General features: G+C 64.7%; 15 protein-coding genes and 2 tRNA genes. 11 read left to right on the top strand and 6 right to left on the bottom strand.

Translation table 11 applies throughout. The features are described from left to right. Window positions 1-64: 64 nt before the first annotated feature. Complete coding sequence (locus SD196_RS07985; protein WP_275610802.1) at window positions 65-3,541, bottom strand: PAS domain-containing hybrid sensor histidine kinase/response regulator; 3,477 nt, start codon at window positions 3,539-3,541, stop codon at window positions 65-67. Between the two features lie 273 nt (window positions 3,542-3,814). Between SD196_RS07985 and SD196_RS07990 the strand changes: the two genes are divergently transcribed. From SD196_RS07990 to SD196_RS08005, 4 genes are all read left to right on the top strand, one after another. After that, window positions 3,815-4,384, top strand: a complete 570-nt coding sequence (locus SD196_RS07990; protein ID WP_331316134.1) for a GNAT family N-acetyltransferase — start codon at window positions 3,815-3,817, stop codon at window positions 4,382-4,384. 66 nt (window positions 4,385-4,450) lie between these two features. After that, window positions 4,451-5,302 (top strand): AraC family transcriptional regulator, encoded by an 852-nt coding sequence (locus SD196_RS07995; RefSeq protein WP_331316131.1) that lies wholly within the window; start codon window positions 4,451-4,453, stop codon window positions 5,300-5,302. A 141-nt stretch (window positions 5,303-5,443) separates the two neighbouring features. Further along, window positions 5,444-7,609: a TonB-dependent receptor family protein gene (locus tag SD196_RS08000; protein WP_416311245.1), complete on the top strand. Its 2,166-nt coding sequence runs from the start codon at window positions 5,444-5,446 to the stop codon at window positions 7,607-7,609. Between the two features lie 181 nt (window positions 7,610-7,790). Continuing rightward, on the top strand, window positions 7,791-9,665 hold the full coding sequence (locus SD196_RS08005) for an MFS transporter (protein ID WP_416311246.1): 1,875 nt from the start codon (window positions 7,791-7,793) through the stop codon (window positions 9,663-9,665). Between the two features lie 63 nt (window positions 9,666-9,728). Here SD196_RS08005 and SD196_RS08010 read toward each other — a convergent pair whose 3' ends face one another. The 4 genes from SD196_RS08010 to rdgC form a co-directional block, all read right to left on the bottom strand. Next, a complete protein-coding gene (locus tag SD196_RS08010) occupies window positions 9,729-9,938 on the bottom strand; it encodes a cold-shock protein (protein ID WP_024763416.1) in 210 nt (69 codons plus the stop codon). 204 nt (window positions 9,939-10,142) lie between these two features. Continuing rightward, window positions 10,143-10,457 carry a quaternary ammonium compound efflux SMR transporter SugE gene (gene sugE / locus SD196_RS08015; protein WP_275610807.1) on the bottom strand — a complete coding sequence of 105 codons (315 nt, stop codon included), beginning with the start codon at window positions 10,455-10,457 and terminating at the stop codon, window positions 10,143-10,145. A 137-nt stretch (window positions 10,458-10,594) separates the two neighbouring features. Then, window positions 10,595-11,548, bottom strand: coding sequence for a bile acid:sodium symporter family protein (locus SD196_RS08020; RefSeq protein WP_331316124.1), 954 nt, complete (start codon window positions 11,546-11,548; stop codon window positions 10,595-10,597). Window positions 11,549-11,600: 52 nt separating this feature from the next. Continuing rightward, on the bottom strand, window positions 11,601-12,521 hold the full coding sequence (gene rdgC, locus SD196_RS08025) for a recombination-associated protein RdgC (protein ID WP_275610809.1): 921 nt from the start codon (window positions 12,519-12,521) through the stop codon (window positions 11,601-11,603). Between the two features lie 178 nt (window positions 12,522-12,699). Here rdgC and SD196_RS08030 point away from each other — a divergent pair. The 4 genes from SD196_RS08030 to SD196_RS08045 all read left to right on the top strand — a co-directional run bounded on the left by SD196_RS08030 (window position 12,700) and on the right by SD196_RS08045 (window position 14,647). Further along, window positions 12,700-12,775 (top strand) — tRNA-Val (locus SD196_RS08030). A gap of 15 nt (window positions 12,776-12,790) precedes the next feature. Beyond that, window positions 12,791-12,867 (top strand) — tRNA-Asp (locus SD196_RS08035). A 243-nt stretch (window positions 12,868-13,110) separates the two neighbouring features. Continuing rightward, window positions 13,111-13,857, top strand: a complete 747-nt coding sequence (locus SD196_RS08040) for an FKBP-type peptidyl-prolyl cis-trans isomerase (RefSeq protein ID WP_275610810.1) — start codon at window positions 13,111-13,113, stop codon at window positions 13,855-13,857. Window positions 13,858-14,227: 370 nt separating this feature from the next. After that, window positions 14,228-14,647 (top strand): YkvA family protein, encoded by a 420-nt coding sequence (locus SD196_RS08045; RefSeq protein ID WP_275610811.1) that lies wholly within the window; start codon window positions 14,228-14,230, stop codon window positions 14,645-14,647. Here SD196_RS08045 and SD196_RS08050 read toward each other — a convergent pair. Beyond that, the gene (locus tag SD196_RS08050) at window positions 14,635-15,393 is read right to left on the bottom strand and encodes a substrate-binding periplasmic protein (RefSeq protein WP_416311247.1); all 759 of its coding nucleotides are present in this window, start codon (window positions 15,391-15,393) and stop codon (window positions 14,635-14,637) included. The two genes, SD196_RS08045 and SD196_RS08050, sit on opposite strands and share 13 nt — an antisense overlap. Before the next feature lie 87 nt (window positions 15,394-15,480). Here SD196_RS08050 and SD196_RS08055 point away from each other — a divergent pair, with 87 nt between their 5' ends. The 3 genes from SD196_RS08055 to SD196_RS08065 all read left to right on the top strand — a co-directional run bounded on the left by SD196_RS08055 (window position 15,481) and on the right by SD196_RS08065 (window position 16,647). Then, entirely contained in the window at window positions 15,481-15,798 is a 318-nt protein-coding gene (locus SD196_RS08055; RefSeq protein ID WP_416311248.1) for a helix-turn-helix domain-containing protein, read from the top strand. After that, a complete protein-coding gene (locus SD196_RS08060; RefSeq protein WP_275610814.1) occupies window positions 15,795-16,160 on the top strand; it encodes a hypothetical protein in 366 nt (121 codons plus the stop codon). Before SD196_RS08055 ends, SD196_RS08060 begins: the two co-directional genes overlap by 4 nt. A 70-nt stretch (window positions 16,161-16,230) precedes the next feature. Next, entirely contained in the window at window positions 16,231-16,647 is a 417-nt protein-coding gene (locus SD196_RS08065; RefSeq protein ID WP_331316725.1) for a sel1 repeat family protein, read from the top strand. Window positions 16,648-16,649 lie beyond the last annotated feature (2 nt).

Here is a 16,649-nt window from a genome sequence, read left to right on the forward strand (position 1 = left end):
TGGGGGAGTGTAGGAGCGAGCTTGCTCGCGAACCGACGCCGCTGCCACAGCACGGCTGTACGATCTATCTCAGGCTCAGATGCCGACTCAGCAACGCACGCAATGCCGCCGGTTTCACCGGCTTGGGCAGGAAGTCCAACCCCGCCGCGTGAATCTGCGCCACCAGTTCGGGCCGCGCATCGGCGCTGATCACCACACCCGGCACCGGCTCGCCCAGGCGGGTGCGTAGCCAGGCCATGAGATCGGTGCCCAGTTCGCCGTCGTCCAGGTGATAGTCGATCAGCGCCAGTTGCGGCCGGGCGTCGCCGTCCAGCAGCGCCTGGCATTCCTCGCGGCTGCGCGCGGTGAGTACGCGGCAACCCCAGCGGCTGAGCAGGCTGTTCATGCCGGTGAGGATGCTGTCCTCGTTGTCCACGCACAGCACCTGGGCGCCGTTGAGCTGTTCCGGGGTTTCCAGCTTGTGTCCGTTGATCTGCGCCGGTGCCGGCTGGCGAGCCAGCGGCACGCTGACGCTGAACACGCTGCCCTTGCCCGGCCAGGAGCGCACTTCCAGGCGGTGACCGAGTACCTTGCACAGCCGGTCGGCGATTGCCAGGCCCAGGCCCAGGCCCTTCTCGGCGCGGGTCTGGTGGCTGTCCAGGCGTTTGAACTCCTCGAAGATGACGTGGAGCTTGTCCGGCGGAATACCCGGACCGTGGTCCCAGACTTCCAGGCGCAGGTGCCCGGCCTCGCGGCGCACGCCCAGCAGCACATGGCCCTTGGCGTAGCGGAAGGCGTTGGTGAGGAAGTTCTGCAGCACCCGGCGCAGCAGCTTGATGTCGCTTTCGATGCGCAGCTTGCTGCCGCGCACATGGAAGTCGATGCCATGCTCCTGGGCCAGCACGCGGAATTCCACGCCCAGGGTGTCGTACAGGTTGCTCAACGGGAAGGCCGTGACATCGGCGCTGACCCGTCCGCCTTCCAGGCGCGAGATGTCCAGCAGGTCGGTGATCAGGTCTTCCGCCGAGCGCAGGGACGAGTCCAGGTGGCGCACCAGTTCGGTGGCTTCCTCGGGCAGCTGTTCCTGGTGGGCGAGGGCGGCGGAGAACAGTCGCGCGGCGTTCAGCGGCTGCATCAGGTCGTGGCTGACCGCGGCGAGGAAACGCGACTTGGACTGGTTGGCCGCTTCGGCGTTGCCCTTGGCCTCGGTGAGCGCCTGATTCAGTTGCGAGAGTTCGAAGGTGCGCTCCTGCACGCGTTGCTCCAGGCCTTCGTTGGCATCTTTCAGGCCCTGCTCGGCATGCCGGTAGGCGGTGATGTCGGTGAAGCTCATGACGAAGCCGCCGCCGGGCATCGGGTTGCCGATCAGCTCGATCACCCGGCCATTGGGGAACAGCCGTTCGGAGGTGTGCGGGGTGCCCTGGCGCATCCAGTACAGGCGCTTGGCGACGTGCAGGTCCGGGTCGCCCGGCCCGCACAGGCCGCGCTCGGCGTTGTAGCGGATGATGTCGGCGATGGGGCGGCCGACGTAGATCAGGCCGTCCGGGTACTCGAACAGTTCCAGGTAGCGGTGGTTCCAGGCCACCAGGCGCAGCGACTGGTCGACCACGCTGATGCCCTGGGTGATGTTCTCGATGGCGCCCTGCAGCAGCGCGCGGTTGAACTGCAGCACCTCGGAGGCTTCGTCGGCGATCTTCACCACGTCCTCCACCTGCATCTCGCGGCCTTCGATGGCGGCCTTCACCACGGCACGCGCGGAGGAGGCGCCGAGCACGCCGGCGAGCAGGCGTTCGGTGTGGGCGATCCATTCGTCGTTGGCGTTCTGGCTGGGGCTGAAGCCCTTGCCCTGGCGATAGGCGAAACGGATGAAGCTCTGTCGCGCGCGCTCCTCGCCGACGAAACGGGCGGCGAGCATCAGCAGGTCTTCCAGCTGCACTGCAAGCATCGAGCGCGAGCTGAGCTTCTGGGAGATCTCCTGACCGATGAAACGGCTGGCCTGCCAGTGCTCGGAAACGCGGGTGCGGGAGAACACCGAGACCAGCCCGAACAGGGCGAAGTTGCCGATCAGCGAGAGCAGCACGCCGAGGGTCAGCGGCTCGATCATCAGACCGAACGGGCGGCCGGCGAGCCAGGAAAGCCCCGGGAAGGTTTCCAGCGACCAGCCCAGGCCCTTGGCAACCACCGGCAGCACCAGGGTGTAAGCCCACAGGAAGGAGCCGGCGGCCAAGCCGGCGAACACGCCGCGGCGGTTGGCTTGCTTCCAGTACAGCGCGCCGATCATGGCCGGGCCAAGCTGGGCGATGGCGGCGAAGGCGATCTGGCCGATGGTGGCCAGGCTCGCGGTGGAACCCAGCAGGCGGTAGCTGACGTAGGCCAGCAGGAGGATCAGCGCGATGCTCACCCGGCGCACGGTGAGCAGCCAGTGGCGGAACACCTCGAAGGGCTGCTCGGCCTCGCCTTTGCGGCGCAGCAGCCAGGGCAGCAGCATGTCGTTGGAGACCATGGTGGACAGCGCCACGCTGGCGACGATGACCATGCCGGTGGCCGCCGAGGCGCCGCCGATGAAGGCCAGCAGGGCCAGCGCCGGATGGGCTTCGGCCAGGGGCAGGCTGATCACGAAGGAGTCCGGCATCACGCCGGCGGGCAGGTGCATCTGCCCGGCCAGGGCGATGGGCACCACGAACAGCGCAGCCAGCACCAGGTAGATCGGGAATACCCAGCGCGCCAGGTTGAGGTCGCGCGGCTCGATGTTTTCCACCACCAGCACGTGGAACTGACGCGGTAGGCACATGATGGCGGTCATCGCCACGCCGGTCTGCAGCAGCATCGCCGGCCAGTGCACGGTTTCCTTCCAGTATTCGTTGAGCTGCGGGGCGACGCGGGCCTTGTCCACCAGGTCGCCGAAGCCGTCGTAGAGGCCGTAGGTGACGAAGATGCCCACGGCGAGGAAGGCGGTGAGCTTGACCAGGGATTCGAAGGCGATCGCCAGCACCATGCCGCGGTGGTGCTCGGTGACGTCCAGATTGCGGGTGCCGAAGACGATGGTGAACAGGGCGAGGATCAGCGACACGATCAGCGCCGTGTCCTGGGCGCGGATGCCGCCCGAATCGGGCCCGGCGCCGATCAGCAGGTTCACCCCGAGGACGATGCCCTTGAGCTGCAGGGCGATGTAGGGCAGCACGCAGACCACGCAGATCAATGCCACCACCACCGCCAGCGCCTGGGACTTGCCGTAGCGCGCGGCGATGAAGTCGGCGATGGAGGTGATGTTCTCCTGCTTGCTGATCATGATCATCTTCTGCAGCACCCAGGGCGCGAAGAGCATCAGCAGCACGGGGCCGACGTAGATCGGCAGGAACGACCAGAGCTGGTCGGCAGCCTGGCCGACGGCGCCGAAGAAGGTCCAGCTGGTGCAGTACACCGCCAGGGACAGGCTGTAGACCCAGGCGCGAAGACGCGGCGAAAGAGGGGCGCGACGGCGGTCGCCATAGAACGCAATGGCGAACAGGACCGCCATGTAGAGCAGGGCGACCGTTGCGATCAACCCACTGGACAACGACATGCTGACTCCGGAAATGAACGGGCTCCCCCGCAGGAGCGCTTGCAGCAGTTTCGCACCAAAGTCCCGATGTGTCAGACGACTGCTACCAATGTCTCAGTGGCGCTGTGTCGCGCTTCTCACTTGAGCCGCGCCGGTCGGGCTGATAGTTTGCCGGCCTTTGCGTGTCGCCCGTCTGTCGAGCCCCTGCGCGGGGACGGCACTTCGGGCTGCCGCTACGCTCTGAAATGAGCAAGATTTCACGTCGAGGTCGACGTACCCAGGAAGGAGGGCGCCATGTTCAGACCGCTACCGATCACCTTGCAGCGCGGGGCCTTGCGCCTGGAGCCGATGGTGGAGGCCGACGTGCCCGAACTGGTGACCCTGGCGGAAGCGAACCGCGAGGTGCTGCAGTTCATGAGCGCGCCGGGGCGTCCGGACTGGTACCGCCAGGGCCTTGCCGACCAGCGCGAGGGCCGTGCGCTGCCGCTGGTGGTGCGCCTGGGCAACGAGATCGTCGGCACCACGCGCTTCATGGACTTCCTCCCGGCGCTGCCGGCCTGTGAGATCGGCGCCACTTGGCTGGACCAGGCGCAGCACGGCAGCGGCCTGAACGCCACCATGAAGTACCTGATGCTGCGCCATGCCTTCGACAGCTGGAAGATGGTCCGCGTGCAGCTCAAGACCGCCGCCAGCAACCTGCGCTCGCAGCGCGCCATCGAGAAGCTCGGCGCGGTGCGCGAGGGCGTGCTGCGCAACCACCGCCGCCTGGCCGGCGGCCGCCTCGACGACACCATTCTCTACAGCATCACCGACCATGAGTGGCCGCAGGTGAAAGCCGCGCTGGAAGCCGGTTTCAACGGCTGAGTGCGCGGTGTAAGGTGATCGACCCGCTCGTTTTCAGGCGCAGCGGTGCGACATCGGGGCAGGATCATGACGGAACATCACGCGAGCGGCGAAAGAACCCGCTTCTGGCGCGCCCAGGAGCTGGGCGGCGTCGAGCTGCTGCACGCGCGCTACATCGAGCAGGTGTTCGCGCCCCACGTCCACGAGGGCTTCGCCTTCGTGATGATCGAGCAGGGCGCGCAGCGCTTCCACCATCGCGGCAGCGAGCATTTCGCCCCCACCGGCAGCGTGGTGCTGATCAACCCCGACGAGGTGCACACCGGCTCCAAGGCCGATGAGGCGGGCTGGCTGTACCGCGGGTTCTACCCGGAGCTGGAGCAGGTTTCCGGGATTCTCGACGAGCTCGAACTGGGTCGTTCCGGCACGCCGTCCTTTGCCGCCAGCGTGTTGCAGGACCCGGAGCTGGTCCAGGTGTTGCTCGGTGCCCATCGCCTGCTGGAGTCCGAGGCCACTGTGCTGCAGCGCCAGACCTGCTGGCGCGAAGCCTTGTTGCTGCTGTTCCAGCGCCACGCGCGGATTCCCGAGGTGCCGGCCGCCGGCAACGAACCCCTGGCGGTGGCGCGCGCTCGCGAGCTGCTGGGCGCGCGGCTGATCGATCCGCCATCGCTGGAAGAGCTGGCGGCGGCGGTCGGTCTGTCGCCGTTCCATTTCGCCCGGGTGTTCCGCAAGGCCACCGGCCTGCCGCCCCACGCCTGGCTCAAGCAGCGTCGCCTGGAGCAGGCTCGCGCCCTGCTCAAGCAGGGCTGCGCGCCGGTGAACGTGGCGATGCAACTGGGCTTCGCCGACCAGAGCCATCTCAGCCGCCAGTTCAAGCAGGCCTACGGCGTAGGCCCCGGCGAATACCGGCAGGCTTGCGCCCGATCGTTCAAGACGGCGTGAGCCTTGGCGTCCGCGCGGAGTGCAAAGACGAATCTGATCCATCCGGAAAAATCTATCATTTGATATAGATTTTCATTTACGAAATTTACGATTTGACGTACTTTGCGCCTCCTTCACGTAGTACCCGGGGGAGGGTGAAGCATGTCGTCCGTTCGTTCATGGTCGCGCCTGGCGATCGCCGTAACCTTGGCCACGCCGCTGCTGCCGGCCCAGGCCGAGGATGAGCCCCAGTCGCTGGAGGCCGTCACCGTGGTCGGCGACTGGCTCGGCGATGCGGATCAGCAGGTGGTGCAGAACCACCCCGGCGCGCGCACCGTGGTGCGTCGCGAGAAAATGATCGAAGAGGGCGCGCAGAACGTGCGCGACGTGCTACGCGGCATTCCCGGCGTGCAGGTGCAGGACAACAACGGCACCGGCGGCAGCGATGTCTCCCTCAACGTCGGCGTGCGTGGCCTGACCTCGCGCCTCTCGCCGCGCTCCACCGTGCTCATCGACGGCGTGCCGGCCGCCGTGGCGCCCTACGGCCAGCCGCAGCTGTCGATGTTCCCGCTGTCGGTGGGCAACCTCGACAGTGTCGATGTGGTGCGTGGCGCCGGTTCCGTGCGCTATGGCCCGCAGAACGTCGGCGGGGTGATCAACTTCGTCACCCGGGCGATTCCCAAGGAATTCTCCGGCGACGTCGGCACCACCAGCGAAACCGCGTCCCACGGTGGCTGGAAGAACCTCTACAACGCCTTCCTGGGTGGCACCGCCGACAACGGTATCGGCGCCGCGCTGCTGTATTCCGGTGTGAAGGGCGCGGGCTACCGCGACAGCAACGACTCCACCGACATCGACGACGTGATGCTCAAGACCCACTGGGCGCCGACCGAGGTCGACGAGTTCTCCGCCAACTTCCACTACTACGACGGCACCGCCGACATGCCCGGCGGCCTGACCCAGGCGCAGTTCGACGATGATCCGTACCAGTCCGTGCGCGACTGGGACAACTTCACCGGCCGGCGCAAGGACTTCTCGCTCAAGTACAAGCGGCAGATCGACGATCTCACGCAAGTGGAAGTGCTGACCTACTACAGCGACAGCTTCCGTGGCAGCAACATCGCCAGCCGTGACCTCAAGACCCTGGTGTCCTATCCGCGCGACTACCACACCTTCGGCATCGAGCCGCGGGTGTCGAAGATCTTCATGGTCGGCCCGACCACCCAGGAAGCCAGCATCGGCTATCGCTACCTCAAGGAAGCCATGCACGAGCGCGCCAGCCAGGTCGCCCTGGTGAACAACGTGCCGACGGTGAAGCCGGGTGCTGATGGCCACACTTACCAGGACCGCACCGGCGGCACCGAGGCCAACGCCATCTACCTCGACGACAAGATCGACGTGGGCAACTGGACGGTGACTCCGGGCATCCGCTTCGAAAGCATCTCCACCGATTGGCACGATCGCCCGGTCATCGACAACAAGGGCAAGCCGGTCCAGGAGAAGAAGCGCAGCAAGGACTACAACGAGCCGCTGCCAGCGCTGGCAGTGATGTATCACCTGTCGGACGAGTGGAAGCTGTTCGCCAACTACGAGACTTCCTTCGGCAGCCTGCAGTACTTCCAGCTCGGCCAGGGCGGCAGCGGCAACGACACCGCCAACGGCCTGCAGCCGGAAAAGGCCAAGACCTACGAAGTGGGAACCCGCTACGACAACGGCGCGTGGGGCGGCGAGGTGACGCTGTTCTACATCGACTTCGACGACGAACTGCAATTCATCAGCAACGACGTGGGCTGGACCAACCTGGGCGCCACCAAGCACCAGGGCATCGAGACCTCAATGCACTACGACATGGCCGCGCTCGACCCGGTGCTGTCGGGCCTGACCGCCTACGGTACCTTCACCTACACCCGCGCTACTTACGAGGGCGATATCCCCAGCTTCGAGGGCCGTGACCTGCCGTTGTACTCGCGCCAGGTGGCCACCGTCGGCCTGCGCTACGAGCATGACCGCTGGACCTACAACCTGGACGGCTTCGCCCAGTCCAAGCAGCGTTCGCCCGGTCCGACCACCGACTCCAAGGGCAACTTCACCGGCGACTACATCACCGAGCCGACCGCCGACGGCCAGTACGGCGACATCCCCGGCTACGTGCTGTGGAATGCCCGCGTGGGCTACGACTTCGGCCCGCAGGCGTCGAACCTGAAGGTCGCCGCCGGAGTGAAGAACATCTTCGACCAGATGAACTACACCCGCTCCAGCGACAACAACGCCGGTATCTACCTGGGCGAGCCGCGCACCTTCTTCGTGCAGGGCAGCGTTGGTTTCTGACCCGCTCGTCGCCTGACCGAAAAGCCCGTCCCCGTGACGGGCTTTTTCTTGCCCGCAGGAATTTCATGGGTAACCTGCGGCAGTGGAATTGTGCGGAAAATGTGGCTTTTCTTCAGGTCATTGCCGTCATATCCGTGCTGTCATTCCGGCCACGCGGCCATCACGCAGGTAAACAAGGACGATGACTGAACAATCGCAATTCGCCCTGCTGGGCAAGAAGCGTTTCCTGCCATTCTTCGTCACCCAGTTGCTGGGGGCGTTCAACGACAACATCTTCAAGCAGTCGCTGATCCTGGCGATCCTCTACCACCTCACCGTCGCTGGCGACCGCAACCTGCTGGTCAACCTCTGCGCGCTGCTGTTCATCCTGCCGTTCTTCCTGTTCTCCGCCCTGGGCGGACAGTTCGGCGAGAAGTTCAACAAGGACGCGCTGATGCGCGCGCTGAAGCTGGCCGAGGTGGGGATCATGCTGGTGGGCGCCGCCGGCTTCGTGCTGGGCAGCCTGCCGCTGCTGTTCCTCGCGCTGTTCGCCATGGGCACCCACTCGGCGCTGTTCGGTCCGGTGAAGTATTCGATCCTGCCGCAGCACCTGCAGGAGAACGAGCTGGTGGGCGGCAACGCCCTGGTGGAGATGGGCACCTTCCTCGCCATCCTCGCCGGCACCATCGGCGCCGGCATGCTGATGTCGCGCCAGGACTATGCCGCCGGCGTCGGCATCGCCGTGGTGGTGGTGGCCGCCTGCGGCTACCTCGCCAGCCGCAACATTCCCCGTGCGGCGGCTGCGCTGCCGGAGCTGGTGATCGACTGGAACATCTTCCGCCAGTCCTGGAGCATCCTCATGCTCGGCCTGCGCCAGCGTCCGGCGGTGTCGCGCTCGCTGGTGGGCAACTCCTGGTTCTGGTTCCTCGGCGCGGTCTACCTCACCCAGATCCCGACCTACGCCAAGGAACTGCTGCACGGCGACGAGAGCGTGGTGACGCTGATCCTCACCGTGTTCTCGGTGGGCATCGCGCTGGGTTCGATGCTCTGCGAAAAGCTTTCGGGCAAGAAGGTGGAAATCGGCCTGGTGCCCTTCGGCTCCATCGGCCTGAGCCTGTTCGGCATTCTGCTGTGGTGGCATTCCGGAGATTTCCCCAAGGGGGAACAGCCCTACCACTGGCTGGCGGTGCTGGAACATTCGCAATCCTGGGCGGTGCTGGCCGACATCCTTGGCATCGGCATCTTCGGCGGCTTCTATATCGTGCCGTTGTACGCGCTGATCCAGGCGCGGACCGAGGAAGACAAGCGCGCGCGGGTGATCGCGGCGAACAACATCCTCAACGCGTTGTTCATGGTGGTCGCAGCGATCGTCTCGATCCTGCTGCTGTCGGTGGCGAAGCTGTCGATCCCCCAGCTGTTCCTCGTGCTGTCGCTGATGAACGTCGCGGTGAACGTGTACATCTTCAAGATCGTTCCCGAGTTCACCATGCGCTTCCTGGTGTGGCTGCTGACCCATTCGATGTACCGGGTCGACCATCGCAACCTCGAAGCCATCCCCGATGAGGGCCCGGTAGTGCTGGTGTGCAACCACGTGTCCTTCGTCGATGCGCTGTTGATCGCCGGCTCCGTGCGCCGTCCGGTGCGCTTCGTCATGTACTACAAGATCTTCCGCATCCCGGTGCTCAACTTCATCTTCCGCACCGCCGGCGCAGTGCCTATCGCCGGGCGTAACGAGGACGCCGAGACCTACGAGAAGGCCTTCGCCAAGGTCGCCGAGTATCTGCGCGAAGGGGAGGTGGTGTGCATCTTCCCCGAGGGCATGCTGACCCTGGACGGCGAGATGAACGAGTTCCGTAGCGGCGTGGAGCGGATCATCGAGGAGACCCCGGTGCCGGTGATCCCGATGGCCTTGCAAGGTCTGTGGGGCAGCTTCTTCAGCCGCGATCCGAGCAAGGGTTTCTTCCGCCGCATCTGGTCGCGGGTGTGCCTGGTGGCTGGCCAGCCGGTGCCGCCGGAAGACGCCAAGCGCCTGGCGTTGCAGGAGCAGGTCGCGGCCTTGCGTGGCGCGGCCCGCTGACTTTCCTTCGCGCAAAGAAAAAGCCCCGGCAGTGCCGGGGCTTTTTCATGGGCGTGTCGCGGTTCAGATGACCTGAACTTCGTCAGCCTGCAGGCCCTTCTGGCCTTCAACAACGATGAAGGAGACCTTCTGGCCTTCCTGCAGCGATTTGAAGCCGGTGCCCTGGATGGAGCGGAAGTGCACGAAGACATCGTTGCCGCTTTCCGGAGTGATGAAGCCGAAGCCCTTGGCGTCGTTGAACCACTTGACGGTGCCGGTCTGACGATTCGACATGGAAATACACCTTGAACAATTGAATATTGTTGTGCGGAAAAGCCCGCGCTCGTCCTGAGTTGCAAGGTGCAGTCGAAGCCGGGTGATGGGGAATGGCCCCATCAGGTCACGAGCCACAGTGACGCAAGCAAACACAGTGGGCCGCAGCATACCGACAAATTTTCGGGAAAGCGACAGCCCGCCGGCATCGAAATCGATGCAGCGTCAGTGGCTGAGTTTCAGGCCAACCAGTCCGAACAGGATCAGCGCAACGCTGAGCATACGGACCGGCGCCATGGATTCGCCGAACAGCCAGATGCCAACGGCAACGGTGCCCAGCGCGCCAATGCCGGTCCAGATGGCGTAGGCGGTGCCCAGCGGCAGGTTCTTCATGGCCAGGCCCAGCAGGCCTACGCTGGCGGCCATTGCCAGGGCGGTGAGCACTGAGGGAACCAGGCGGGTGAAACCTTCGGTGTACTTCAGGCCGACGGCCCAGGCGACTTCGAACAGGCCGGCGACGAACAGAATGATCCAGGACATGCGGGACTCCAGACGGTGGATGGATTGAAGGGCCGTCCCCGCTGGAACACCGGAAGGTGGTGAGGTCGTCCTCACAATGTGCATTATTTTGCACAAATGCACGACGCCGGGCAACCCGGCGTCGAAGCATGGCCCTGTTACGAGGCTTGTTCCTGGACGGATGGCTCGTCGGTCATGCGGCGGAACACCGCCGCCAGGATGGAGCCGGAGAGGTTGTGCCAGACGCTGAACAGCGCGCTGGGTACGGCGGCCAGAGGGGAGAAGTGAGCGTTGGCCAACGCCGCTCCCAGGCCCGAGTTCTGCATGCCGACCTCGATGGCCAGCGCCTTGCGCTGGGCCAGCGGCATGGCGGTCAGGCGCCCGGTCAGGTAGCCCAACATCAGTCCGAGCGCGTTATGCAGCATCACCACTGCGAGTATCAGCAGTCCGGACTCGGCGATCTTCGCCTGGCTGGCAGCTACCACGGCGGCAATGATCACCACGATGCTGATCACTGAAACCAGCGGCAGCACATCCACCGCCACACGGGTGCGCTCTCCGAGCATGCGCTGGACGATGAAGCCCAGCGCGATTGGCAGCAGGACGACCTGCACGATCGACAGGAACATGGCGCTGAACGAGACCGGCAGCCAGGCGGAGGCGAGCAGCCATACCAGCGCGGGAGTGACCAGCGGTGCAAGCAGTGTGGTGACCGAGGTGATCGCGACCGACAGCGCGACGTCGCCGCGGGACAGCCAGGTCATGACGTTGGAGGCGGTACCGCCGGGACAGCAACCAACCAGAATGACGCCCACCGCGATTTCGTCGGGTAGCGCCAGCAGCTTGCAGAGCAGCCAGGCCGTACCCGGCATGATGATGAACTGCGCCAGGACGCCGATGATCACTCGCCCGGGATGGCGTCCGACTTCACGGAAGTCCTCCGCCTTGAGCGTCAGTCCCATGCCGAACATCACCAGCCCTAGCAGAGGCACGATGGCCACCGTCAGCCCCTTGAACCAGGCGGGCTGGAAAAAGGCCAGAACGGCGAACAGCAGAACCCAGAGAGGAAAGGTGTTGCCGCAGAAGCGGCTGAGGGAGGCGAGGGCACGCATGGGACTTTCCTTCTTATTGTGTCGGGCGCCGCAAGCGCGGCGCCCGCCGGGGTCAGATGCCTTCCGGAATCGCCTCGCCGCCCAGGGCTTCGATCAGCGCCGGGAGGAATTCGGCAAAGGTCAGCATCATCAGGGTGAAGCTGGCATCGAGCTGGCCGAGGGCGTCTTCGCCGCCGTCCTGTTCCGCCTTCTCCTGCAGCAGGTCTTCGAAGCGCAGGCGTTTGATCACCACCTTGTCGTCGAGAACGAAGGACAGCTTGTCCGACCAGGCCAGGGACAGCTGGGTGACCAGCTTGCCGGAGGTCAGGTGCAGCTGGATTTCCTCGCTGGTCAGGTCCTGGCGCTTGCAGCGCACCACGCCGCCGTCTTCGTGGGTGTCGCGCAGTTCGCACTCGTCGAGGACGAAGAAGTCGCCGGCGGCTTCCTGGGTCTTGACCCATTCGGTGAGGGTGGCGGTCGGCGCGACCTTCACGGTCAACGGGCGTACTGGCAGCGAGCCCAGGGCTTCGCGCAGTGTGGACAGCAGGTCTTCGGCCTTCTTCGCGCTGGAGGAGTCGACCAGGATCAGGCCGAGGCTCGGGGCGATAGCGGCGAAGGTCGCCGAGCGGCGGATGAAGGCGCGCGGCAGCAGGGTCTGGACGATCTCGTCCTTGAGCTGGTCGCGTTCCTTCTTATAGACCTTGCGCATCTGCGCGGTCTCGATTTCGTCGACCTTGTCCTTCAGGGCGTCACGCACGACGCTGCCAGGCAGGATGCGCTCTTCCTTGCGTGCGCTGATCAGGAAGAAGCCCTCGCTGGCGTGGACCAGCGGCGCGTCCGGACCCTTGCCGAAGGGCGCGGAGAAACCGTAGGTGGTGAGCTCCTGGCTGGCGCAGGGGCGCGCCGGCTTGCTGGCCAGGGCCTTCTCCAGGGCATCGGCGTCGATCTGCAGATCCTGAGTGAGGCGGTATACGAGCAGGTTGCGGAACCACATGAGGGGCGAACTCCTGGACACAAAGAACCCATTATTCCGTCAGGCGCTTTCCAGGCCAACCCCGTTTTGTCTTTCACGCACTTCATCTAAGCCTTTGGAACATCTGAAAATTTTTGTCATCCGAGGGCTTGCCAGGTGCAAATCTCCTCCGTAGAATGCGCCCCACTTCGAGAGTGAAGGGTGATTAGCTCAGCTGGGAGAGCATCTGCCTTACAAGCAGAGGGTCGGCGGTTCGATCCCGTCATCACCCACCAAACTCGAGGTCCGACGCAGCGGTAGTTCAGTCGGTTAGAATACCGGCCTGTCACGCCGGGGGTCGCGGGTTCGAGTCCCGTCCGCTGCGCCATATTTCGAAGAGCCCTCAGGTAGCAATACCTGAGGGCTTTTTCTTTGCGCTCGAAAAAGCCGCGCTGCTTCGTATTCCTTCGACCTTTTTTCCGAACATATCCTGTTAATTTTCCTATAAGTTTGCTGTGGGAACTTCTCCCGTGGCAGGGGTTCCTATTGCCCATAGCCACTGGCCACGAGCGCCTGATAAGCTCGCGGCTTCAAAGACCCTGCCATGACGGCGCAAAGACAAGGATTCAGCATGAAACAACATCGGTTGGCGGCAGCGATCGCGCTGGTCGGCCTGGTTCTCGCGGGCTGCGACAAGCAAGCCGCTGAAGTGGAACTGAAGACCCCCGCGCAGAAAGCCTCCTACGGCATCGGCCTGAACATGGGCAAGAGTCTGGCCCAGGAAGGCATGAATGATCTCGACTCCAAGGCCGTGGCCCTGGGCATCGAGGACGCTGTTGGCAAGCAGAAGCAGAAGCTGACCGACGAAGAGCTGACCGAAGCCTTCTCCTTCCTGCAGAAGCGCGCTGAAGAGCAGCTGGCCAAGAAGAACTCCGAAGCGCTGGAAGCCGGCAAGAAGTTCCTCGAGACCAACGGCAAGCGCGAAGGCGTAGTGACCACCAAGTCCGGCCTGCAGTACGAAGTCGTGAAGAAGGCCGACGGCCCGCAGCCCAAGGCTACCGACGTGGTTACCGTTCACTACGAAGGCAAGCTGGTCGACGGCACCGTGTTCGACAGCTCCATCCAGCGTGGCAGCCCGATCGATCTGCCGGTTGGCGGCGTGATTCCGGGTTGGGTCGAAGCCCTGCAACTGATGCACGTGGGCGAGAAGATCAAGCTCTACATCCCGAGCGAACTGGCCTACGGCGCACAGAGCCCGAGCCCGACCATCCCGGCGAACTCCGTGCTGGTGTTCGACCTGGAACTGCTGGCTATCAAGGATCAGAATCAGCCTGAAGAGGCTCCGGAAGCGACCCAGGAAGCTCCGAAGAAAAACTGAGTACCTTCGTACCAATGAAAACGCCCCGTTACCCACGGGGCGTTTTCGTTTTTGCGGGACCAGCTCTGGAACGGGAGGCTGACCCGAAGGTCTGTTTGGGGGTAGGCTGCCCCCTGTTGTTACGCTTATGCACATATTTGCCGCAGTTGCTCTGATGTCAGGGGCTTGACATCCAGGTGGCCATCGAATAGCCGCAACTGCATGATTTTTAACGCATTTGTCAGGCTGGATAAAAAATCGCCTATCTGTCTGGAACCCTCATGGTTCGGGCCTTTGGGCGATGTTGAAGCTTTCTTTCAACAGAGTTATCCACAGTAAAGGTGGATAACCTGAAGCATTCCCGTCTGAGTATTCCTATCGAGGTGAAGTGATGAAAAAACCTCCGGGATTCGATCGCTACCTGGACCTCGCCGGACGATTCCTGGCTCGTGGCCGGGTGCCGGCGTTGCTGTTCGCGGTGGCGCGCAAGAGCGGCCGTCTGAAGTTGGCCCGCAATGACCTGAAGCTGCTGCAGGAACTGCTGGTGGCCTGGGTGCGCGGTGATTATCGCGGTGTCAGTTCCCAGGCGCTGGTGTCCGTCGTGGCGGCGTTGCTGTATTTCCTGGCGCCGGTGGATCTGGTGCCCGACTGGCTGCTGGGTGTGGGGTTCCTCGATGACCTGGCGGTGCTGGCCTGGGTCGTGCGCCGTTGGCAGTCCGAGCTGGATGCCTTCAAGGTGTGGCGGGACGGTCAGGGTATGGAAACCCGCGAGGCGCTCAAGCAGTTGCCGGCGCCGGTTCAGCGCCGCTGACGCAACAGCTGGTTCTGCTGGGTAAGCATGCGCTGGATGGAGCCGTCGTCTACCAGCGTCTGCAACGCCGCGTCGAGACGCTCGGCGGGGATGGGCAGCGTCGGGCCGTACGAGCAGCGGATCGAATAGCGTTGCAGGACGCCGGGATTGACCTGGATGCTCAGGTTGGGATGCTCCTGTAACAGGAATTCCAGCGACCGGCGCATGTCGACGATGGCGTCCAGGCGCTTGTGTTCGAGCATGTGCAGGCGGGTTTCGAGGTCGCGCACGTCGCTGCGGCGGACGGTGTTGCTGGCGAAGGCCTTCATCAGGGCCGGCAGGTAGACGTAGCCGAGGCTGGTGCCGACCGTGCGGCCGCGAAGGGCGTCGAGGTCGTTCAGGGGCGGCGCATCGCTGCGTTGTGCCAGAACGTCTTCTTCCTCGAACAGGCTGGGCGACCAGTGCAGTTTCTCGGGGGCGTTCATCCACTGCGGGTTGTTGATGCACAGCAACTGGATGCTGCCCTGTTGCAGGGAGCTTTCTACGCGCTTGTCCGGCGTTTCGATGAAGCGAACCTCGAGGTTCAGAAGCTGTCCGACTCTTTCGCCCAGGTCGCGGACGAAACCATGCGCCAATTCGTGGTCAATACTTTCCACGTAGGGCATCCCGTTGCTTGGCGAATAGCCCCAGCGCAGTTCTTCGGCGCCGCAGAGGGCGCTCGTCAGGCAGAGGCAGATCAGGAGAAGACGCTGCAAGTCGGTCCCCATGTTCGGCGGGAGGTGACGGCAGCAGCAGTATAGCCGGCACAGGTGCCGGTCAGGCTGTTAAGATGGCGGCCTGCAAGGAGTGTTGTCATGAACGTGCAAGTCATCATGCGTGACGGCGAGGCGGAATACGCCGTTGTTCCCTGGGCCGAGTACCAGGCACTGTTGGCCGCCGCCGGCCGCGCCGCCGCTCAGGTGGTCCAGCCTGCCACAGCACCCGTATCCGATGAGGCGCCGAACTGGAAGTCCCTGCGCGAGGCGCGGGGGCTTTCCATCGAGACGCTGGCGCGTGCGGTAGGCATCAGTCCGTCGTACCTCGCTCTCATCGAAAACGGCGAGCGCGAGGCCAGCGACGCCATCCAGCACGGCCTGCGCCGTGCCCTGGGCAGTGGGGAGTCCGGGTCTTGAGCGTACAGATCAGTCGCAAACACTGGGATGGCCTGCTCGGTGAGCTGGAAGACGCACGCCGCCAGCGCCATCTGTTGACCTACCGGGCGCTGATCGAGCGCCTGCAGTTGCCGACGCCGGCAATGACCACCCTGACCGCTGCCCTCGAACATCTCGCGGCCCTGGATGCCCGCGCAGGGCGTCCGCTGCGCAGTTCTCTGGTGATCAGCCAGGGGGCGAGCCGCCTGCCGCGAACCGGCTTCTTCGAATGCGTGGAGCGCCTGGGGCGCTTCTCCGGCGCGCCGGATGGTCCTGCCGCAGCGGGTTGGCATGCGGCGGAGGTGGCTCGGGTGTTCGAGTTCGAGTACCCCGAGGAGCTCTGAGGTGGCGACGCCCCGTGAGCTGTACTGGCGCTTGCGCGCGCGGCTGACCTACGCCGTGGCGCGGCGTCTGATGGGCTGGCCCTGGCTGGTGCGCCAGCCGCGCGCCTGGCAGTGGATGCAGGGGCAGTACTCGCGCATGGCCAGCCTGGGCGATACCGCCGCACAGAGTTTCTACGGCCACCTGCTGCTGTTCCGTGGGCAAGGCCTGGGCGCTCGCGAGGAGGGGTTGCGCTTGCTGCGCCTGGCCGCCAGCGGAGGCGATGCCAAGGCGGCCTACCAGGTTGGCGTGCAGTCGCTCAAGGGCGATACGCGGCACGCCGCTGATGCGCAGGAAGCCGCGCACTACTGGGCGCAGGCTGCTGACGCCGGCCATCCACTGGCGGCGCGCCAGCTGATGGAACTGTACCGCAGTGGTGGCCCGGGTCTGCCGCCCGATGAAGCGCAGGCCGCGCGCTTTGAGGCGCGCGCCCATCAGCTGGGGCTCTGAAT

Source organism: Pseudomonas macauensis, from assembly GCF_047902425.1.
Taxonomy (GTDB): Bacteria; Pseudomonadota; Gammaproteobacteria; order Pseudomonadales; family Pseudomonadaceae; genus Pseudomonas.